Origin of the sequence: Pseudomonas grandcourensis, from assembly GCF_039909015.1 — a bacterium.
GTDB lineage: Bacteria > Pseudomonadota > Gammaproteobacteria > Pseudomonadales > Pseudomonadaceae > Aquipseudomonas > Aquipseudomonas grandcourensis.
In genome coordinates, this window is sequence record NZ_CP150919.1 from 5,213,330 (window position 1) to 5,232,486 (window position 19,157).

Annotated in this window: 18 protein-coding genes; 2 read left to right on the forward strand and 16 right to left on the reverse strand. The window is 61.8% G+C overall.

What is annotated here, in order from left to right; translation table 11 throughout:
* The first annotated feature begins 375 nt into the window (after positions 1 to 375).
* Entirely contained in the window at positions 376 to 3,597 is a 3,222-nt protein-coding gene (rne, locus tag AABM52_RS23260) for a ribonuclease E (protein ID WP_347908262.1), read from the forward strand.
* A gap of 77 nt (positions 3,598 to 3,674) precedes the next feature.
* On the opposite strand, the gene AABM52_RS23265 is transcribed toward rne, so the two are convergent.
* From AABM52_RS23265 to AABM52_RS23320, 12 genes are all read right to left on the reverse strand, one after another.
* Positions 3,675 to 4,271 carry a nucleotidyltransferase family protein gene (locus AABM52_RS23265; RefSeq protein ID WP_347908264.1) on the reverse strand — a complete coding sequence of 199 codons (597 nt, stop codon included), beginning with the start codon at positions 4,269 to 4,271 and terminating at the stop codon, positions 3,675 to 3,677.
* Positions 4,268 to 5,251, reverse strand: a complete 984-nt coding sequence (locus AABM52_RS23270) for an XdhC family protein (protein WP_347908266.1) — start codon at positions 5,249 to 5,251, stop codon at positions 4,268 to 4,270. The genes AABM52_RS23265 and AABM52_RS23270 overlap by 4 nt, the downstream gene beginning before the upstream one ends.
* Positions 5,251 to 7,572, reverse strand: coding sequence for a xanthine dehydrogenase family protein molybdopterin-binding subunit (locus tag AABM52_RS23275; RefSeq protein ID WP_347908267.1), 2,322 nt, complete (start codon positions 7,570 to 7,572; stop codon positions 5,251 to 5,253). Before AABM52_RS23275 ends, AABM52_RS23270 begins: the two co-directional genes overlap by 1 nt.
* Entirely contained in the window at positions 7,569 to 8,039 is a 471-nt protein-coding gene (locus AABM52_RS23280) for a (2Fe-2S)-binding protein (protein WP_347908269.1), read from the reverse strand. The genes AABM52_RS23275 and AABM52_RS23280 overlap by 4 nt, the downstream gene beginning before the upstream one ends.
* 240 nt (positions 8,040 to 8,279) lie before the next feature.
* Entirely contained in the window at positions 8,280 to 9,299 is a 1,020-nt protein-coding gene (gene murB / locus AABM52_RS23285) for a UDP-N-acetylmuramate dehydrogenase (protein ID WP_347908271.1), read from the reverse strand.
* Positions 9,296 to 9,760 carry a low molecular weight protein-tyrosine-phosphatase gene (locus AABM52_RS23290; RefSeq protein ID WP_347908273.1) on the reverse strand — a complete coding sequence of 155 codons (465 nt, stop codon included), beginning with the start codon at positions 9,758 to 9,760 and terminating at the stop codon, positions 9,296 to 9,298. Before AABM52_RS23290 ends, murB begins: the two co-directional genes overlap by 4 nt.
* Positions 9,760 to 10,524 (reverse strand): 3-deoxy-manno-octulosonate cytidylyltransferase, encoded by a 765-nt coding sequence (gene kdsB, locus AABM52_RS23295; protein WP_347908274.1) that lies wholly within the window; start codon positions 10,522 to 10,524, stop codon positions 9,760 to 9,762. The genes AABM52_RS23290 and kdsB overlap by 1 nt, the downstream gene beginning before the upstream one ends.
* On the reverse strand, positions 10,521 to 10,706 hold the full coding sequence (locus tag AABM52_RS23300) for a Trm112 family protein (RefSeq protein WP_003179363.1): 186 nt from the start codon (positions 10,704 to 10,706) through the stop codon (positions 10,521 to 10,523). The genes kdsB and AABM52_RS23300 overlap by 4 nt, the downstream gene beginning before the upstream one ends.
* 23 nt (positions 10,707 to 10,729) lie before the next feature.
* Positions 10,730 to 11,740: a tetraacyldisaccharide 4'-kinase gene (gene lpxK, locus AABM52_RS23305; RefSeq protein WP_347908275.1), complete on the reverse strand. Its 1,011-nt coding sequence runs from the start codon at positions 11,738 to 11,740 to the stop codon at positions 10,730 to 10,732.
* Positions 11,740 to 12,168 (reverse strand): biopolymer transporter ExbD, encoded by a 429-nt coding sequence (locus AABM52_RS23310; RefSeq protein WP_347908276.1) that lies wholly within the window; start codon positions 12,166 to 12,168, stop codon positions 11,740 to 11,742. Before AABM52_RS23310 ends, lpxK begins: the two co-directional genes overlap by 1 nt.
* Positions 12,165 to 12,800: a MotA/TolQ/ExbB proton channel family protein gene (locus AABM52_RS23315; RefSeq protein WP_167368554.1), complete on the reverse strand. Its 636-nt coding sequence runs from the start codon at positions 12,798 to 12,800 to the stop codon at positions 12,165 to 12,167. Before AABM52_RS23315 ends, AABM52_RS23310 begins: the two co-directional genes overlap by 4 nt.
* A gap of 98 nt (positions 12,801 to 12,898) precedes the next feature.
* On the reverse strand, positions 12,899 to 15,133 hold the full coding sequence (locus AABM52_RS23320; protein ID WP_347908277.1) for a DNA internalization-related competence protein ComEC/Rec2: 2,235 nt from the start codon (positions 15,131 to 15,133) through the stop codon (positions 12,899 to 12,901).
* Between the two features lie 134 nt (positions 15,134 to 15,267).
* On the opposite strand from AABM52_RS23320, the gene AABM52_RS23325 reads away from it, so the two are divergent.
* Positions 15,268 to 15,783, forward strand: a complete 516-nt coding sequence (locus tag AABM52_RS23325) for a DUF2062 domain-containing protein (protein ID WP_347908278.1) — start codon at positions 15,268 to 15,270, stop codon at positions 15,781 to 15,783.
* Between the two features lie 78 nt (positions 15,784 to 15,861).
* Here AABM52_RS23325 and AABM52_RS23330 read toward each other — a convergent pair whose 3' ends face one another.
* From AABM52_RS23330 to AABM52_RS23345, 4 genes are all read right to left on the reverse strand, one after another.
* Positions 15,862 to 16,641 (reverse strand): ABC transporter permease, encoded by a 780-nt coding sequence (locus AABM52_RS23330; protein ID WP_046037490.1) that lies wholly within the window; start codon positions 16,639 to 16,641, stop codon positions 15,862 to 15,864.
* Complete coding sequence (locus tag AABM52_RS23335; protein ID WP_347908280.1) at positions 16,638 to 17,570, reverse strand: ABC transporter ATP-binding protein; 933 nt, start codon at positions 17,568 to 17,570, stop codon at positions 16,638 to 16,640. The genes AABM52_RS23330 and AABM52_RS23335 overlap by 4 nt, the downstream gene beginning before the upstream one ends.
* 132 nt (positions 17,571 to 17,702) lie before the next feature.
* Positions 17,703 to 18,326 (reverse strand): glutathione S-transferase family protein, encoded by a 624-nt coding sequence (locus AABM52_RS23340; protein WP_150754010.1) that lies wholly within the window; start codon positions 18,324 to 18,326, stop codon positions 17,703 to 17,705.
* Between the two features lie 43 nt (positions 18,327 to 18,369).
* Positions 18,370 to 19,029, reverse strand: a complete 660-nt coding sequence (locus AABM52_RS23345) for a transglutaminase family protein (RefSeq protein WP_347908281.1) — start codon at positions 19,027 to 19,029, stop codon at positions 18,370 to 18,372.
* Between the last annotated feature and the right edge of the window lie 128 nt (positions 19,030 to 19,157).

Below are 19,157 nucleotides of genomic sequence, written 5' to 3' on the forward strand. Positions count from 1 at the left end.
TAAATTAGCCATGATGCGTGACCTCCCCTTTCGGAGCTCACGGTAAATGCCAACCCGCTGCGGATTCTGCGCGCGGCAGCACCCGAATTATCAGGGATACGTGTAGGGTGGAGATGCACAACCGCCGGACTGTGTAGCAACAGGCTTTCTCAAGACGCTTCATCTCGTCCACAGCCGCTGGTTGATTCCTCCTCCTGACTGAGTGCTTAAGTAGCCACAGCAAGCAGGACGCGTACGTCGCGATGAAGGCCCACATTGGCCGGACTTCGCTGGACACGGGAAATGGCCAACCACTCCCGACGCACCTGACACCGACCGTGAGAAGTCGTGTGTGCCGAACGCCGTTTCCGGCAGCCCGGAAACCGACGGTACTACATGAAAAGAATGCTGATTAACGCAACTCAACCCGAAGAGTTGCGTGTTGCACTGGTAGATGGCCAGCGCCTCTACGACCTGGACATCGAATCCGGTGCACGCGAGCAGAAGAAGGCCAACATCTATAAAGGCCGGATTACTCGCATCGAACCAAGCCTCGAGGCTGCCTTTGTCGATTTCGGTTCTGAGCGCCACGGCTTCCTGCCCCTCAAAGAAATCTCCCGCGAATACTTCAAGAAAGCCCCGGAAGGTCGCGTCAACATCAAGGACGTCCTGAGCGAAGGCCAGGAAGTCATCGTTCAGGTCGAAAAAGAAGAACGTGGCAACAAGGGCGCCGCCCTGACCACCTTCATCAGCCTGGCCGGTCGTTACCTGGTGCTGATGCCGAACAACCCGCGTGCCGGCGGTATCTCCCGTCGCATCGAAGGCGAAGAGCGCAACGAACTGCGTGAAGCGCTGAACGGCCTGGTTGCCCCGGCCGACATGGGCCTGATCGTGCGCACTGCCGGCCTGGGTCGCAGCAGCGAAGAAATGCAGTGGGACCTCGACTACCTGCTGCAACTCTGGACCGCTATCAAGGAAGCCTCGCTGGATCGTTCCGCGCCGTTCCTGATCTACCAGGAAAGCAACGTGATCATCCGCGCGATCCGCGACTACCTGCGCCAGGACATCGGCGAAGTGCTGATCGACAGCGTTGAAGCCCAGGACGAAGCCCTGACCTTCATCCGCCAGGTGATGCCGCAGTACGCCAGCAAGATCAAGCTGTACGAAGACAGCGTTCCGCTGTTCAACCGTTTCCAGATCGAAAGCCAGATCGAAACCGCTTTCCAGCGCGTCGTCGAACTGCCTTCCGGCGGCTCCATCGTCATCGATCCGACCGAAGCCCTGGTGTCCATCGACATCAACTCGGCGCGCGCCACCAAAGGCAGCGACATCGAAGAAACCGCGCTGCAAACCAACCTTGAAGCGGCCGAAGAAATCGCCCGTCAGTTGCGCCTGCGCGACATCGGCGGCCTGATCGTCATCGACTTCATCGACATGACCCCTGCCAAGAACCAGCGCGCCGTGGAAGAGAAAGTCCGCGAATGCCTGGAAGCCGACCGCGCTCGCGTGCAAGTCGGTCGCATCTCGCGCTTCGGCCTGCTGGAAATGTCCCGTCAGCGCCTGCGTCCGTCCCTGGGCGAAAGCAGCGGCATCGTCTGCCCGCGTTGCAACGGCACCGGCATCATCCGTGACGTTGAATCGCTGTCCCTGGCGATCCTGCGCCTGATCGAAGAAGAAGCCCTGAAAGACCGTACCGCCGAAGTTCGTGCACAAGTGCCGATCCCGGTGGCTGCGTTCCTGCTCAACGAAAAACGCAACTCGATCACCAAGATCGAACTGCGCACCCGTGCCCGTATCGTCATCCTGCCGAACGATCACCTCGAAACGCCGCACTTCGAAGTGCAGCGCCTGCGTGACGACAGCCCGGAAGCCGCGACCAACCAGTCCAGCTACGAAATCGCCGCTGCCGCCGCCGAAGTCGAAGAAGTCCAGCCAGCCGCTGCGACCCGCACCCTGGTTCGCCAGGAAGCCGCGGTCAAGACTGCTCCGGCCCGCGCCAATGCTCCGGTTCCGACCGAAGTTGCCGCCCCGGCCCCTGCCCCGGTCGCCGTACCGGAGCCAAGCCTGTTCAAAGGCCTGGTGAAATCGCTGGTGAGCCTGTTCGCCACCAAGGAAGAGCCTGTTGCTCCGGCCGTGGTTGAAAAACCTGCGACCACCGAGCGTCCGGCCCGCAACGAAGAGCGTCGCAACGGTCGCCAGCAAAGCCGCAACCGTAACGTTCGCCGCGATGAAGAGCGCAAGCCCCGCGAAGAACGTGCACCGCGTGAAGAACGCGCACCACGTGAGCCGCGTGAAGAGCGTCAGCCACGTGAAGTGCGCGAACCACGCGAGACCCGCGAAGAAACTCCAGCAGTAGCCCGCGAAGAACGCGCACCACGCGCGCCTCGTGAAGAACGTGCACCGCGCGCTCCGCGTGAAGATCGCAAGCCACGTGGCGAGCGTGAAGAACGCGTCCGTGAACTGCGCGAACCTCTGGATGCCGCTCCGGCCGCTCCGGCTGCTCCGGCCGTCGCTGCTACCGCTGAAGAGCGTCCGGCTCGCCAGCCACGTGAAGAGCGCGCTCCACGCCCACCGCGTGAAGAACGTCAGCCACGTGCCGAACAAGCCGCCGCCGCAACTGAAGAAGAACTGGTCACCAGTGAAGAGCAACTGCAGGAAGACGGTCAGGAAGGCGCCGAAGGCGATCGTCCACGCCGCCGTTCCCGTGGTCAGCGTCGTCGCAGCAACCGTCGCGAGCGTCAGCGTGACGCCAACGGCAACGTGATCGAAGGTTCGGAAGAGTCCGAGTCCGGCGAAAACGCTGAAGCGCCAAGCGTTGCCGATCTGGCCGCCGGCCTGGCTGTCACCGCAGCCGTTGCCAGCAGCGTGATCAGCGCTCCTGCCGAAGCTGAAGCCAATGTGCAAGCCGAACGCGCTACTGCCGCTACCCTGGAAGCAGCTCCGGTTGAAGCGCCAGTCGTTGAAGCGACCACACCGGTCGAAGTCACCGCCTCGCCGGAAATCGAAGTGGCGCCAGCGCCAGAAGCTCAGCCAGCTGTTGAAGCGGCTGCCGAGCCAGCGCCAGTAGTAGAAGCACCTGCCGTGGCTGCAGAAGCGGTTGTTGAAACCGTGACTGAAACCGTGCGTGAAGTTCGCGAAGAGCAAACCGCATTCAACTGGGTTGCCGAGCCAGCCGTCGCTGAAGCCGCTGCACCAGCCACTGAGACCCCAGTGGCTGAAGCCATGGTTTCCGAGCCGGTGGTTGCCGCCGCGGAACCGGCTCCAGCACCAGAGGTTGAAGCGCCAGTCGTTGAAGCTCCGGTCGTTGCTGAAGCACCTGCTCCTGTAGTCGAAGCTGCTCCTGCCAGCGCGCTGACGCCAAGTGGCCGTGCGCCTAACGACCCGCGTGAAGTGCGTCGCCGCAAGCGTGAAGCCGAGCGTCTGCAGAAGGAAGCTGAACTGGCTGCCGCTGCCGAACCTGCACCGGTTGTTGCTGAAGTGGTTGAGGCAGCTCCTGCCCCGGCTGCCGAAGTGGCTGCCGAGCCGGTTGAGTCGGTGATCCACGAAGCACCGCGTTCCGTTCAGGAAGCGGTAGAGCAAGCCGAGGAAAAAGAACACGAGCCTAAACCTCTCGTCTGATTCCATCGGCCACTAAAAAGCCCCGCCTGGTGATCCCAGGCGGGGCTTTTTTATATCTTTGAACATCCCACAAGGATCTATGCCGGTCTGAAGGTTAGTGCTTCAGGCACATCCACATCCCACAACACACCCGGATCATCCACCGCTACTTCTACTACCCGCCCCTGGGCAAACAACGGTTTGGCGCCACGATCCCCCGATAGCGCCACCAACCCCGCCGCGAAGTCCCGTCCGAACCCGACCGGATGCCCGTACTCACCGCTCTGCACGGGGACGCTGATACGGTCATCGCCGATACCCGCCACAACTTGCTCGATACTGGATGGCAGGATGAACGGCATATCCCCCAGCACCATCAGCCAGCCATCGAGTTGCTTGCAGGCAGCGACTCCCGCAGCAATGCTGTCGCCCATTCCCGTCGATTCGATCAGCACAATCTCGCAACCATAGGCCTGAGCCATGCGTATCACTTGCGGGCGGTCAGCAGTGGTCACCAGTACGCGTTTGTCCAGCGTCGCCGGCAAGTTGACCAACGAGTGCTCGATGACGGACCGCTCCACGCCGTCACGCCCGGTGCAATCGGCCACCAATTTATCCTTTTCGGCGCCCGCCGCCTGACGAAAGCGGCTGCCCTGCCCCGCCGCCAGTACGATGACGCCAATGGACTCGCTCATACGCTCTCCCGCACGGCTTTCTTCTGCTTCAGTTCGACGCCATTTTTGACCGCCACGATTTCCGCCATGAGCGACAAGGCGATTTCCGCCGGATTATGACTGCCGATGTGCAAACCGATCGGGCCATGCAAGCGGTCAATCGCCGGCTGTGACAAACCCAGTTCAGCCAGGTTTTCCCGGCGTTTCTGGCTGTTGACCCGCGATCCCAGCGCCCCGACGTAAAAAGCCCTGGAATCCAGGGCTGTGAGCAGCGCCATGTCGTCCAGACGTGGATCATGGGTCAAGGCCACGATGGCCGTGCGTTCGTCGGTCTGGATGTTCAATACCGCCTCATCCGGCATGCCCGAAACAAATCGCCCGTGCTGCTCCTCCCAGCCGTAGACGAACTCGCTACGCGGATCGCAAATCAGCACCTCGAAATCCAGCAGCCGGGCCATTTCCGCCACATAGCGCGACAGCTGCCCCGCGCCAATCAGCAGCAAGCGCCAGCGCGGGCCATAGATCGCCCGCAAGGTCTGTCCGTCGAACGTCAACACGTCAGCTTTACTGGCCGGCTGCAAAAGCACTTCACCGGTGGCCAGGTTCAGTTCACGCGCAACGATTTCATGGGCCTCGCAACGGGCGAGCAATTGCTCGACCCAATCCCCATCGTCGATACGCTCCTCGGTCAAGCGCAAGGTGCCACCGCAGGGCAAGCCGAAACGTGCGGCTTCCTCCCGGGTCACGCCGTAGGTGATCAATTGCACCGGCGGCCCGTCAAGCGCGAGGCGCCCGTCGTGCAGCCGGGCGATCAAGTCATCTTCGACACACCCGCCCGAGACCGAACCAATCACCATGCCGTCTTCGCGCAAGGCCAGCATGGCGCCGGGTGCCCGGGGCGCGGTGCCCCAGGTTTCGACCACGCTGTACAACACCACGCGCTGACCGGCGCGATGCCATTGCAACACGCTGCGCAGGACATTCAGATCGGCGCTGTCCATCAGGCGCCAGCCTTCTGCCAGCCCGACAGCTGATAACGAACCGGCAGGTTGCGGATGCGTTTGCCGGTGGCAGCAAAGATCGCATTGCACAGTGCCGGCGCAATCGGTGGCACGCCCGGTTCACCCACACCGCCCAACGGGACGTTGCCCGGTGGCGTCACCAGATGCACCGCCACTTCTTTCGGTGCCAGGGACATGCGCGCCACTTCGTACATGTGGAAGTTATCCTGCTGGACCTTGCCGTCCTTGAAGCTGATTTCCCCCAGCACCGCATTACCCAGGCCCATGACGCAGGCGCCTTCGAACTGCGCACGAATCCGCTCGGGATTGATCTGCGGTCCGCAATCGACGGCGATGTCAGCCTTGTGCACCAGCAGCGTACCGTCGTCCTTGACCTCCACCTCGATCACCGCCGCCACATAGGTCACGAAGCTGTAATGCACCGCCAGCCCCAGGCCACGCCCCTTGGGCAACTCACGCCCCCAACCGGCGGCTTTGGCGGCGGTTTCCAGTACCGTGCGCAGACGCGCGGTGTCGATCGGATAACGCTCGGGGGATTCGCCGTAGTTCCACTCTTCACTCAAGGTGCGCGGATCGATCTGACGGTCCGGGCCGAGCAATCTGATCTGGTACTTCAGCGGATCTTCCCCGGCCTTGTGCGCCAGTTCATCGATAAAACTCTGGATCGCGAAGCCATGGGGAATGTTCGATACCGAGCGATACCAACCCACCCGGGTATGCACCGTTGCCTCGGGGTTCTCCAGGCGAATGTTGGGGATCGCATACGCCATGTTGGTGAACCCCATGCCCAACTCGAACGCCGCCTCATGGTTCATGCCCGGCGCAAACAACGCGGTGATGCTCGGTGCCACCGTACGGTGCAACCAGCCGGACGGCAGGCCGTCCTTGTTCAGGCTGGCCTTGAGGTATTCCACCGACACGGTGTGGAAGTAGGAACAGTGGATGTCGTCTTCGCGGGTCCATTGCACCCGCACCGCTTTGCCGGGGAACTCCTTGGCGAGGATGGCGGCCTCGATGATGAAGTCAGGCTTGGACTTGCGCCCGAACCCGCCCCCGAGCAAGGTCACGTTGAACGTGACCTTGTCGAACGGCAGTCCCAGGCGCTCACCGATCCGTTCCCGGGTGACCTGCGGTGCCTGGCTTGGCCCCCAGGCTTCGCACGCACCGTCCTTGAACCGCGCGATGGCGACCATGGGCTCCATCGGCGACTGTGACAGATGCGGCAAGTAGTAGGAGGCTTCCAGGGTGTTATCGGCGCCGGCCATGGCCTGGTCGATGTTGCCGGTATTGCGCACGACTTTGCCGGGCTTGAGCGAGGCCGCTTCGAGTTCCTTGCGATAGGCAATCGAGTCGTAGCTGGCGTTGGGGCCGTCATCCCACTCGATTTTCAGCGCCTCGCGGCCCTTGATCGCCGCCCAGGTATTGCTCGCCACCACGGCGATGCCGCCCAGGGGCTGGAACTCCGAAGGCAACGGACGGCTTTCGATCTGCAGCACCTTGACCACGCCGGGGACTTTCATCGCCGCGCTGCCATCGAAGCTTTTGACTTTGCCGCCATACACCGCGGGCCGCGCAATGGTCGCATACAGCATGTCGTCGAAATGCACATCGGCGCCGTACACCGCACGACCGTTGACGATATCTTCACCATCGATGGCCTTGGTGCCTTCCTTGCCGATGTATCGAAACTCCGAAGGTTGCTTGAGCTTCAGGCTATCGCGGGCCGGAACCGGCAAGGCGCCTGCGGCGGAAGCCAGGGCGCCATATCCGATTTCGCGGCCGGACGGCTCATGGACGACCTTGTGCAATTGCGCATGGCATTCACCGACCGGCACTTTCCATTGTGCGGCGGCGGCCTGTTCAAGCATGGTCCGCGCAGCGGCACCGCAGCGACGCATCGGCTCGTACCAGTGACGCATGCTGCGCGAGCCGTCGGTGTCCTGATTGCCGAAGCGCGCTTCATCGCCGGGGGCCTGCTGTACCTTGACCATCGCCCAGTCGGCTTCCAGCTCATCGGCCACCACCATGGTCAAGCTGGTGCGCACGCCCTGGCCCATCTCCGAGCGGTTGCAGATCACGGTCACCGTGCCATCGGCGGCGATACTCACATAGACTTTCGGATCGCCGACCCAGCCGTGAGGCATGCCGTCGGCGCCGAACTTCTTCTCTTTCTCTTCGGCAAACGCGTCCTGCCAGCCCCAACTCGCGGCGACCACCAGCGCACCGGTCGCCCCCACGCCCTTGAGAAAACCACGGCGACTGAGGTTGCTCAGGACGAAATCATTCGGTAACCGGCTCATGCCTTGACCTCCTTCAGGTGAGTGGAGGCCTGGCGGATCGCGGTCTTGATGCGATTGTAGGTGCCGCAGCGGCAGATGTTGCCGAGCATGGCTTCTTCGATCTGCTCGTCGCTCGGGTTCGGGTTGGTCTTGAGCAGCGCCGTCGCCGACATGATTTGCCCGCCCTGACAGAAGCCACACTGGGCCACTGCCGTGTCGAGCCAGGCTTGCTGCACGACTTTGCCGATCGGGTCGGCGTGCAGGTTGTCGATGGTGCTGACATTCTGCCCGGCGACTGAACCGATGGGCGTGATGCAACTGCGTGCCGGAGCCCCTTCGATATGAATGGTACAGGCGCCGCACAGGCCCATGCCGCAGCCGAACTTGGTGCCGTTGTAACCGGCCACGTCGCGGATTGCCCAGAGCAGCGGCATGTCCTCGGTGACGTCGAGTTGATGGTCTTGACCATTGAGTTTCAGGGTAATCATGGGCACGCCCGCATAGGTCTTGAGTTATGGGGTCGAGCAATCTGCCGCTGGATCTCGGTCGGTCGCACGCAGATCGACTCAGGCTAGTGGGCTCTCTTATGCAGACGCAGACGTCTGCACCGGGCCTTTTGTGGAGCAAGAGTGTGCATCGTTAGCTGACTAAGTTAACCGAGCATTAACAAAAAAGCCCTGCACAATAAACATTGTGCAGGGCTTTTTGATCCGTCCTGGAAGCTTAGCTCAATAGCGGTTTGGCTCCATTTCCAGATCGACATGGAAACGCTCGAAAATGTCTTTCTGGATGCGCTGAGCCAGGTTCAGCAATTGCAGGCCCGTCGCGCCGCCATAGTTGACCAGCACCAGCGCCTGCAATTTATGCACGCCAGCATCAGCCTCACGGAATCCTTTCCACCCTGCCCGCTCGATCAGCCAACCGGCGGCCAGCTTCATCTGCCCGTCGGGTTGCGCATAGGCCACCAGGTCCGGGTATTCGCCCTTGAGCCGTGCAGCCAGCGCCGCCGACACCAGAGGGTTCTTGAAGAAGCTGCCGGCATTGCCGAGTACGGCCGGGTCCGGGAGTTTTTCGTTGCGAATGCTGCAAATGGCCTGGCTGACATCGCTGGCAGTCGGATGCTCGATGCCTTGTTCGGTCAGGCGCTGACGCACCGGGCCGTACTCCAGGTGCAGATGCGCGGCGCGGTCGAGGGCGAAACGCACACGCAGGATCAACCAACGCCCCGGTTCCTGCTTGAACAGGCTGTCGCGGTAGGCGAAGTTGCACTCTTGCAATGTGAAGTCACGCAGTTCGCCGGTCTGGCGATCAAGGGCGGTCAGGCCGGCGAACACGTCCTTGATCTCGACGCCATAAGCGCCGATGTTCTGCATCGGTGCCGCACCGACCGTGCCGGGAATCAGGCTGAGGTTTTCCAGGCCGGAGAGCCCCACGGACAGTGTGTGTTGCACAAAAGGATGCCAGGGCTCGCCCGCCTCGGCCTCGATCACCACTTTGCCGCCCTCATCGCTCAGCACGCGAATCCCGCGCGTGGCCATGCGCAGCACCAGCGATTCGATGTCCGCCGTCAGCAGCAGGTTGCTGCCGCCGCCGATAACCAGCACCGGGACCTTGTGCTCCAGCCCGTAGGCCAGGGCTTCGCGCACATCGGCGTCGCTATGGGCCTCGGCAAACAACCGGGCCTGGACATCCACGCCAAAGCTGTTGAACGGCTTGAGCGAAACCTGCGATTGAACCTGCAAACTCATAACCGTCCCTTCAATTCGATCACCAGCAAATCACTGGCGTGCTCGATCAGGTCCAGCACCTGCTCGAAGCCTTGCTCGCCGTCGTAGTACGGGTCCGGCACTTCATCGACCGGCGACTGGTAGCGACGCAGGAACAGGTCCAGTTCGGCCTTGCCCTTGGCCGGTTGCAAGGCCTTGAGGTTGCGCAGGTTGCTGTTGTCCATCGCCAGGATCAGGTCGTAGGTGGCGAAATCGGCACGGCTGACTTGCTGGGCGCGCTGGGCGGACAAGTCATAACCGCGCAGCTTCGCCGCAGCCTGACTGCGCTTGTCCGGCGCCTTGCCGACATGCCAGTCGCCGGTGCCGGCGGAGGCCACTTCAACCTGATCGGCCAAACCGGCCTCGCGCAGTTTATGCCGCAGCACGCCTTCGGCCGTGGGTGAACGGCAGATGTTGCCCAGGCAGACAAACAGAACCCGCATCACGCCTCCAGCAGGCGACGAACGCGCTCAAGGTCTTCAACGGTATCGACGCCGGCTGGCGGCGCGATCAGTGCGTCGGCCACGTGGATCCGCACGCCGTGCCACAGGGCACGCAGCTGTTCCAGACACTCGGTGTTTTCCAGCCAGCATGGCCCCCAACTGACGAAATCCTGCAGGAAACCGGCGCGGTAGGCATAGATGCCGATATGGCGGCGGTATGGCACACCTTCGGGCAACTGCTCAGGGTTCACGGCAAAGGCATCCCGCGCCCAAGGCAAGGTGGAACGGCTGAACGTCAGCGCCAGGCCATTGAGGTCGCTGACGACCTTGACCACGTTGGGATTGAACAGGGTGTCCACGTCTTCGATCGGCTCGGCCAGGGTGGCCATGCGCGCTTCGGCGTGGGCCGCCAGGTTGGCGGCCACCTGATCGATCACGCTCGGCGGGATCAGCGGCTCGTCGCCCTGGACGTTGACCACGATGGCGTCGGGCGCCAGGCCCAGCTTCGTCGCGACTTCGGCCAGGCGATCGGTGCCGGAGTTGTGATCTTCACGAGTCAGCACCACTTCGGCACCAAAGCCTTTGCAGGCCTCGACGATGCGCGCGTCGTCGGTGGCCACCACCACCCGTTCGGCGCTGCTTTTGCTCGCCTGTTCCCAGACGTGCTGGATCATCGGCTTGCCGGCGATCAGCAGCATCGGTTTGCCCGGCAGGCGGGTGGAGGCGTAACGCGATGGAATGACGACGGTAAAGGCTGTGGTCATTTATCCAGGCGCTCATCGGTGGTCAGGGTGCGCGCTTCGGATTCGAGCATCACCGGGATGCCGTCGCGAATCGGGTAAGCCAGGCCTGCGCCCTTGCTGATCAGCTCGGTCTTGTCGGCGCTGAGCTTGAGCGGGCCTTTGCAGACCGGGCAAGCGAGGATATCGAGCAATTTGGTGTCCATGAGCATTCCCTGAAAAAACGGAGTTAAGGCAACAAACGAGCCGGCAGCAGGCGCATCAGCTGTGTGTCGAACCAGGCCACGAAGGCCTGCGACGGCACAGCATCGACTGCCAGGTACCACCAGTCGGCGGCGGCAAAGGCACGGCATTTCACCGCGTCCTTTTCCGTCATCACCAACGGCAATGACGGCATGAAATTCAAAGCCTCCACGCTGTATTCGGCGTGGTCGGCAAACGCATGTGGAACCGGCTGCCAGTGTAGCGTTTCGAGGGTCTTGAAGAAACGTTGCGGATTGCCGATGCCGGCCACCGCGTGAAGGGCCTGGCCGCTGGGGAAGTGGTCGAGGGGACGCCGTTCGCCGCTGCGCAGATTGACCAGCGCGGTGGGTCGCAATTGAAAGGCAAATCCATCATCGCGGTCGGCCACGGCACCGTTGTAGAGCACCGCGTCGACGCTTTGCAGGCGCTCGGCCGGTTCGCGCAATGGCCCGGCAGGCAGGCAACGGCGGTTGCCCAGGCCACGGGCGGCGTCGATCAGCACCAGTTCCAGGTCACGGGCCAGGCGGTAGTGCTGCATGCCGTCGTCGGACAGGATCAGGTCCAGCGGCTCACTGGCCAGCAAGGCTTTGACGGCGTTGCTGCGATTGGGGTCGATCATCAGCGGCACGCCGGTGCGCTGGACGATCAGCAACGGCTCGTCACCGGCGACGTCGGCGCTCTGTTCGGCCTCGACTCGCCACGGCAACTGCGGCGGTTTGGCGCCGTAGCCACGGCTGACCACGCCGACCCGCAGGCCGCTGCGCTGGCAGTGCTCGATCATCCACAGAATCAGCGGCGTCTTGCCGGTGCCACCCACGGTGATGTTGCCGACCACGATCAGCGGCACCGGCGGCTGATAGATCTCGCCCTCACCCGCCAGAAAGCGCTTGCGCTTGTTCATGACCACGCGCCGGTACAACCACTCCAGCGGCTGCAACAGCTTCAGGGCCGGATGACCTGCGTACCACGCGGCGAGCAATCGATTGGACATGGCCATCAGGGCGCCGGGGGCGCCGCCTCGATGGTAGTCATGCGCAAATGACTGAAGCCGAGTTTGCCGGCCGCATCCATGGCAGTCACAACGGACTGATGCTGAGTCTTGCCGTCAGCGCTGATGGAAAGTGGTCGGTTGGTGTCGCCGTTGGCTTCTTTTTGCAGCGCGTCCATCAGCGAGGCCAGGTCGCTTTTCGGCAATATATGGTTGTTCACCGAGAACACACCGTCGGCACTGATGGCGATATCGAGCTGCCGGGCCTGGTCGTCGGCAGATGCGCCACTGACCGCTTCCGGCAGCTCAACGCGCAACTGGGTTTCGCGGGTAAAGGTGGTGGTCACGACGAAAAACAGCAGCAGGACAAACACCACGTCGATCAGCGACACGAGGTTGATGTCCACGTTCTCCCGTTGCTTGCGGCGGAATTTCACGCTTTGCCCTCGGCCAGATCAACGTCACGGTCGCCCTGCACCACTTCAACCAGCTTGATGGCTTCCTGCTCCATGCCCACGACGAGCTCATCAATGCGCCGTTGCAGAAAACGGTGGAAGAACACCGACGGGATACCGACGATCAGACCCGAAGCCGTGGTAATCAAGGCTTTGGAAATACCGCCGGCCAGCACTGCGGCGTTGGTCGTCATGCCGGTGCCCATGAACGAACTGAAGATATCGATCATGCCCAACACGGTACCAAGCAGACCCAGCAACGGCGCCATGGCGGCGATGGTGCCCAGCGCGTTGATGTAGCGCTCCAACTCGTGGATCACCCGGGCAGCAGCCTCTTCGATGCACTCTTTCATGATCTCGCGACCATGCCTGGAGTTGGCCAGGCCGGCCGCCAGGATCTCGCCCAACGGGGAGTTGGCGCGCAGTTCCTTGAGTTTTTCCTTGTTGAGCTGTTTGTCCTTGATCCAGACCCAGACCTGCCCGAGCAAGTGCTCCGGGGTCACGCGGCTGGCCCGCAGGGTCCACAGACGCTCGGCAACGATCGCCATGGCCGCGATGGAACTCAAAATGATCGGCAGCATCATCCAGCCGCCGGATTTGACCAATTCCCACACAGTGACAGCCCCCTCGAAAAAGTGCGCCACTCTAACATAGGGGGTGCAAGCACCGAAGACCGTGATGTCGCATCCGGTCGGGCTTTGATAATGCTCGGTTATGGGTTCAAGGGCGGCGGATCGCGCCAGAAACGCCGCTCCTGGCGCATTGACCACGGCGGCTCGAAGCGTCCCAATTGCAGACGAATGGCACCCTGTTCGACGCTGTCGTAGATCGCCATTCCACGTTTTTGATAACGCGCGATGACCGTGGGATGGGGATGGCCAAACGAATTGCCCTGCCCGCGGGAGATCAGCGCCCCTTTGGGTTGCAGGGCATCCAGCAGGGCATTGGACGACGAACTGCGACTGCCGTGGTGTGGCGCCTGCAGCCAATCGGTGGGCACGGCCAGCGGACTGGCCAGCAGGGCTCTCTCGGCGGCGGCGTCGATGTCGCCACTCAACAGCAGCCGTTCGCCATTGGCCTCGATCAGCAAGACACAGGAGTTCTGGTTGCTGTCGCCAGCCAATGGCCAATGCCAGAGCTGGAAATCGACTTCATCCCAGGTCCATTGCCGACCGCTCTCACAGCTCCCGGCCTGCAATTGCGCAGGTAAGTCTGACGGTTCACCACTGACCACCTGTTTCACCGGCAAGCCCCTGGCAACCGCCGGGGCACCGCCGGCATGATCGGCGTGGGCGTGGCTGATCAGCATCAGGTCGAGCCCCTTCACCCCCAGTTTGCGCAATGCCGGCAGCACCACCCGTTCCCCTTGGTCGAGTTCACCGAAACGCGGTCCGGCGTCATACAACAACGTGTGATGCCGAGTGCGCACCAGGATCGCCAGGCCCTGCCCCACATCCAGTTGCCAGACTTCGGCCATGCCTTCCTCCAACATCGGCCTGGGCGATAAAACCAGCATCAACAGCATGGGCCACCCTAACGGGCGCATCGGTACGCCTCGCGGCAGCAGTAACAAGAAGGCGCCAATGGCACCAATTACCCAGGCCCATAGCGGGACTGCCGCGGGCACCCACGCGGGAACCTCACCGGAGACGAGCCCCAACGCCCTGAACCACCCGTCGATCAGGCCGCCCGCCAGCCACAGCAATTTCTCACCCACGTAAGGCACCGGCAGCAACAGCGTCCCGAGCAACGCCGGTGGCAGGACCACCAGACTGATCCAGGGCACCGCGAACAAATTGGCCAGCGGCCCGCTGAGACTGATTGGCAACCCCAAAGCCAGTAACAGCGGACACAGACCGATTGCAATAAGCCACTGGGCCCGGGTCCAGGTCTGCCACCAACGCCAAGGCCCCAAACGTCCGCCGAAGGTCAAAATCAAGACGGCCACAGCCGCGAAAGACAACCAGAAACCAGGCTGAAGGCTGGCCAGCGGCTCCAGCAACAAAATCCCGACGAGTGCCAACAACAGTGGCCACCATGCACCGAGATGACGGAACCGCAGGCGCCACAACAACACCATTGCAATCATCAGGCAGGCCCGTCGTACCGGCACCTCGAAACCGGCCAGCATCCCGTAACCGAGCGCCGCGGCGAATGCCAGGCCACACGCCCAGGGCAACCATGGCAGACGGTTCGGCCACAGCCCAAAGCGGGCCAGGCCGGCGATCAGCAGATACACGACGCCCGCCAGCAACCCGATGTGCTGCCCGGAAATCACCAACAGATGCACCGTGCCGGTGTCCTGCAATACCTGCCAGTCTTCGCGACTCAGCCCGGCGCCGTCCCCGAGCACCAATGCCGTCAACGCGCCGTTTCGCCCTTGGGCATCCACCGCCAGCAATCGCTGTCGGATAGCATCGCGCCAGGCCCCTCGGGCTGGCGCAAGGCGTTCGCCCTGCTTGATTGTCCCGGTCGCCCCTATGCGTTGTGCCAGCAACCAGGCCTGGTAGTCGAAGGCCTGCGGATTGAGGAGCCCGATCGGGCGCTTCAACTTGACTGCCAGACGCCAGCGCTCGCCACTGTTCACCGGTGGCCCGCCATACCAGGCCAGACGCATTTGCCGCGGCAGCCGGGTACGTCGGGACTGGATATCGGTCAATTCGAAACGCACGACACCGTCGTCATGCCGGGGCAAGCCCGTGACCCGCCCTTCGACCCAGCGGGTTTCCCCGTCCAGCGCCGGCGGCAACCGGTCATCCAGCGCCCACTGCGCATTCGCGCAGGCCCAGCTCAAACCGAACAGGTAAAACGCCACCGGATAGGTCCTGAAAGGCAGCAACATCAAACCCGCCACCGGCATCGCCAGCCACAACCAGACCGGCGGTAATGCCGGTAAAAAACGCAAGGTCAAAAGACCCAACGCCAGCGCCATCATCCCTGTGCGCATAAGCCCGTCCTTGAGAGTACCCTCAAGGCTTAGCCCGCCCGCCGCATGGGCGTCGTCAATAATTGTCACAAAGTCTGAATGGGCAGCTCATAGAATCCAGACATACTTGCCACCCTGACCGACCGAGAAGCCTTATGCCCCGGCGCTTATTCAAACGTTACATGCCAGACCCGATGAGCATCAGGGAACACAAATCCTTACGCTTTCTCGGCACGCTGTTGCATGACCCGAACCTGTGGCACCTCAACCGCCACTCCGTTGCCCGCGCCATGGCGGTGGGCCTGTTCGCCGCGTTCCTGCCGATCCCGCTGCAGATGCTGCTGGCGGCAATCCTTGCCATCATCGTGCGCGGCAACATGCCGATTGCCGTGAGCCTGGTCTGGCTAACCAACCCGATCACCATGCCTGCGGTGTTCTTCTGCACCTACCAGACCGGCGCCTGGCTGATGGACGTTCCCGCCCGTCAGTTGCCGGACTCACTGACCTGGGAATGGATCAGGGGTGAAATCTCGACCTTGTGGCAACCGTTTCTGCTGGGCTCGGTGGTGACGGGGCTGGCGCTGGGTGCATTGGCCTACTTCCTCGTAATGGCGTATTGGCGCTGGTGGGTGGCCAGGCAGTGGAAGCGGCGCAAGAAGAGCCGGATGTGAGAATGCAAAACGGCCTCCACTTGGGAGGCCGTTTTTTTTGCGGTGTCTGGGCTCGCGATGCAGGCGACGCGGTATCCCTTAGGTCCGCATCCCGCGTCCACTCACCAGCAACCTTGCACTACCGAGATACAGCACCGCGGTCGCGACCAGCATGAAGGCGATGGCCACGCTGATACGGATATCCGAAACACCAAGGATGCCGTAACGGAATGCGTTGACCATGTGCAGCACCGGGTTGGCCAGGGACACGGTCTGCCAGAACGGCGGCAGCAAGGTGATCGAGTAGAAGACCCCGCCCAGGTAGGTCAGTGGCGTCAGCACGAAAGTCGGAATGATCGAAATGTCATCGAAATTGCGTGCAAACACGGCGTTGATGAAGCCCAGCAGCGAGAAAATCGTCGCGGTCAGCACCACCACCAGAATGGTCACGCCCAGGTGGTGCACCTGCAAGTGGGTGAAGAACAGCGACAGCAGGGTCACGATGATCCCCACCATCAACCCGCGCAGTACGCCGCCCAGGGTGTAGCCGATCAGAATGGTGTGCGGCGACAGCGGCGAGACCATCAGTTCTTCAATGGAGCGCTGGAACTTGCTGCCGAAGAAACTCGACACCACGTTGCCGTAGGAGTTGGTGATCACCGACATCATGATCAGCCCCGGCACGATGTACTCCATGTAAGTGAAGCCACCCATGTCGCCAATCTGCCGACCGATCAAATTACCGAAGATCACGAAGTACAGGACCATGGTGATGGCCGGCGGCAGCAAGGTCTGCGGCCAGATCCGGGTGAACCGCCGGACTTCACGGTAAACAATGGTGTTGAGGGCAACGAGGTTGGGGCGCAGCTCGGAACTCATACCGCCACCTTCGACAGATTTTTCTCCACCAGGGACACGAACAACTCCTCGAGGCGATTGGTTTTGTTACGCAGGCTCAGCACTTCGATGTTCTGCTGCGCCAACTGGGTGAACAGCGCGGTGATGCCCATGGACTTGTCCACCTGGACTTCCAGAGTGTGGCCGTCGATCAACCGGGACGGATAGCCGAGCAACTGCGGAGCCACTTGCAGCGTGTTCTTCATATCCAGCAGGAACGTTTCCACATGCAATTGGCTGAGCAACTGCTTCATGCTGGTGTTCTCGACAATGGTGCCGTGGTCGATGATGCCGATGTTGCGGCACAACTGCTCAGCCTCTTCCAGATAGTGGGTGGTGAGGATGATGGTAATGCCTTTCTGGTTCAGCTCGGTGAGGAAGCTCCACATCGAGCGACGCAGTTCGATGTCCACCCCGGCGGTCGGTTCGTCGAGGATCAGCAGGCGCGGTTCATGAACCAGCGCGCGGGCGATCATCAGGCGACGCTTCATGCCGCCGGACAGTGAACGCGACGGCACGTCCTTCTTGTCCCACAGGCCGAGCTGGGTCAGGTACTGTTCGGCGCGTTCCTTGGCGATTTTCGCCGGGATGCCGTAGTAGCCGGCCTGGGTCACGACGATGTCGAACGTCTTTTCGAACTGGTTGAAGTTGAATTCCTGAGGCACCACGCCGATGGAGCGCTTGAGCTGCGCAGGATTCCTGTCCAGGTCGTGACCGAAGATATTCACCGTGCCGCTGGTCTTGTTCACCAGGGTCGAGAGAATGCCGATGGTCGTGGATTTGCCGGCGCCGTTCGGGCCGAGCAAGGCGAAAAAGTCACCTTCGGCGACATCCAGATCGATACCACTCAGGGCCTGGAAACCGTTGCCGTAGGTTTTGGTTAGCTGCCGGATGGACAGAGCGGAACTCATATCTGATTTACGCACCAAGAAGGGAAGAAAGGGATAAGTATGGGCGGCGGCGAACAATACAACCGCAGCGACCTGGCACAATGGTGCTTGTCGCCGCCACACAAGTACAGTCAAGCGTGTCGATAGTGAGTATTAAGTCAACGCGGTCATGACCGCCTTTTGATACGCCGGACGCTGTTTCAACCGCGCGTACCAGGCCTGCAGATGGGGTTGCGGCGCTCGCTCGATCGGCATCTCGAACCAGGCATAAATGAAACTGCCCAAGGGAATATCGCCCATGCCGATCTCGTCTCCGGACAGGTAGGGCTTGTTCGCCAATGCCTGATCGGCCATCGCCAGCAGCGTGTCGCATTCCTTGATCGCCGCCTTGATGGCGGGCCAGTCCTGCTGGTCTGCCGGGGTACGCAGCACACCCCAGAACACGGTACGGAACGGACCGGCAAAGCTTGAGGTGGTCCAGTCCATCCACTTGTCGGCAGTGGCGCGAGCCTTGAGATTGTTCGGGTACCAGGCCGTGCCGTCGGCATGCAAGGCCATCAGGTAACGCACAATGGCGTTGGATTCCCACAACACAAAACCGTCGTCTTCAATGACAGGCACGCGACCATTGGGATTCATGGCGCGGTACTCGGGCGTATCGACGACACCAAAGGCACCACCGGCGTCGATTGCCTCATAGGCCAGCCCCAGCTCTTCGGCGGCCCACAATGGTTTTCTGACATTCGACGAGTTTTTCCGACCCCAGATCTTCAGCATGACCGCCTCTTTTTCGGTAAGTGGGCAGGCAGCATACGCCGGATCAGGCGCGACTCAAATCGCTCTGCATGTCGCCCAACAGCGGTTGCTGCTGCTCGCCGAACAGGTGCGGATAGCATTTTTCCAGGTGTTCGAAAAAGAACGTTTCAGGGACGTCGGCGAACTGGCCGTGATCGACGAGGTACTCCATCAGCTTCGCGCCATCGCGGTTGAAGGGATGAAAAACGCTGTCATTGATCCCGTCGAATTCCAGCGGCGCCACATTGAACAGATCGCAGAGTTTGCGGTTGAACGCTGGCGTCGCCTTGACCCAGCGATCCTGCAAGTAAAATTCGGTGTAGCCGTGCATGGCAAACATGTCGCTCTTGAGCAACTCAAGCAGCCGTGGCGTCGACAAATGATTGCGCACATCCGCCAGGCCGATCCGCGCAGGAATCCCGCAATGCCGCGCAGCACCTGCCAGCAACGTGGCCTTGGGAACGCAGTAGCTCTCCCCGGCCGCCAGCGCATAACTGCCGCGCAGGGTCTGCGGGTCGCGACTGAATGTGTACGGGTTGTAGCGCACCGCTTCGCGCACGGCGTAATAGAGACTGATCGCCTGCTCCAGCGGATCGCGACTGGCGCCACGGTGCTTTTCGGCGAACTCCACCACGGACGGATGGTCACTATCGATGAAGCGGCCGGGACTCAGGTACTCGTGCATGAGAATAATCTCCTGGGGAAGCCCCGAGTCTAGCGAGAGCCTCAGCACAGAGATAACGACGTTTCGGCCAAACATGGGCGCTTTGCCGCTCGCTCAATCAACGCTTTTCCCACGATTCCAATCACATC

What these genes read in the sequence shown, in the direction of transcription:
- AABM52_RS23325 (WP_347908278.1), top strand. Translation starts at nt 15,268, where the DNA reads ATGCCCCGGCGCTTATTCAAACGTTACATGCCAGACCCGATGAGCATC.
- AABM52_RS23320 (WP_347908277.1), bottom strand. Translation starts at nt 15,133, where the DNA reads ATGCGCACAGGGATGATGGCGCTGGCGTTGGGTCTTTTGACCTTGCGT.
- murB (WP_347908271.1), bottom strand. Translation starts at nt 9,299, where the DNA reads ATGAGTTTGCAGGTTCAATCGCAGGTTTCGCTCAAGCCGTTCAACAGC.
- AABM52_RS23275 (WP_347908267.1), bottom strand. Translation starts at nt 7,572, where the DNA reads ATGAGCCGGTTACCGAATGATTTCGTCCTGAGCAACCTCAGTCGCCGT.
- AABM52_RS23335 (WP_347908280.1), bottom strand. Translation starts at nt 17,570, where the DNA reads ATGAGTTCCGCTCTGTCCATCCGGCAGCTAACCAAAACCTACGGCAAC.
- rne (WP_347908262.1), top strand. Translation starts at nt 376, where the DNA reads ATGAAAAGAATGCTGATTAACGCAACTCAACCCGAAGAGTTGCGTGTT.
- AABM52_RS23300 (WP_003179363.1), bottom strand. Translation starts at nt 10,706, where the DNA reads ATGGACACCAAATTGCTCGATATCCTCGCTTGCCCGGTCTGCAAAGGC.
- lpxK (WP_347908275.1), bottom strand. Translation starts at nt 11,740, where the DNA reads ATGGCCATGTCCAATCGATTGCTCGCCGCGTGGTACGCAGGTCATCCG.
- AABM52_RS23280 (WP_347908269.1), bottom strand. Translation starts at nt 8,039, where the DNA reads ATGATTACCCTGAAACTCAATGGTCAAGACCATCAACTCGACGTCACC.
- AABM52_RS23290 (WP_347908273.1), bottom strand. Translation starts at nt 9,760, where the DNA reads ATGCGGGTTCTGTTTGTCTGCCTGGGCAACATCTGCCGTTCACCCACG.
- kdsB (WP_347908274.1), bottom strand. Translation starts at nt 10,524, where the DNA reads ATGACCACAGCCTTTACCGTCGTCATTCCATCGCGTTACGCCTCCACC.
- AABM52_RS23265 (WP_347908264.1), bottom strand. Translation starts at nt 4,271, where the DNA reads ATGAGCGAGTCCATTGGCGTCATCGTACTGGCGGCGGGGCAGGGCAGC.
- AABM52_RS23345 (WP_347908281.1), bottom strand. Translation starts at nt 19,029, where the DNA reads ATGCACGAGTACCTGAGTCCCGGCCGCTTCATCGATAGTGACCATCCG.
- AABM52_RS23270 (WP_347908266.1), bottom strand. Translation starts at nt 5,251, where the DNA reads ATGGACAGCGCCGATCTGAATGTCCTGCGCAGCGTGTTGCAATGGCAT.
- AABM52_RS23330 (WP_046037490.1), bottom strand. Translation starts at nt 16,641, where the DNA reads ATGAGTTCCGAGCTGCGCCCCAACCTCGTTGCCCTCAACACCATTGTT.
- AABM52_RS23340 (WP_150754010.1), bottom strand. Translation starts at nt 18,326, where the DNA reads ATGCTGAAGATCTGGGGTCGGAAAAACTCGTCGAATGTCAGAAAACCA.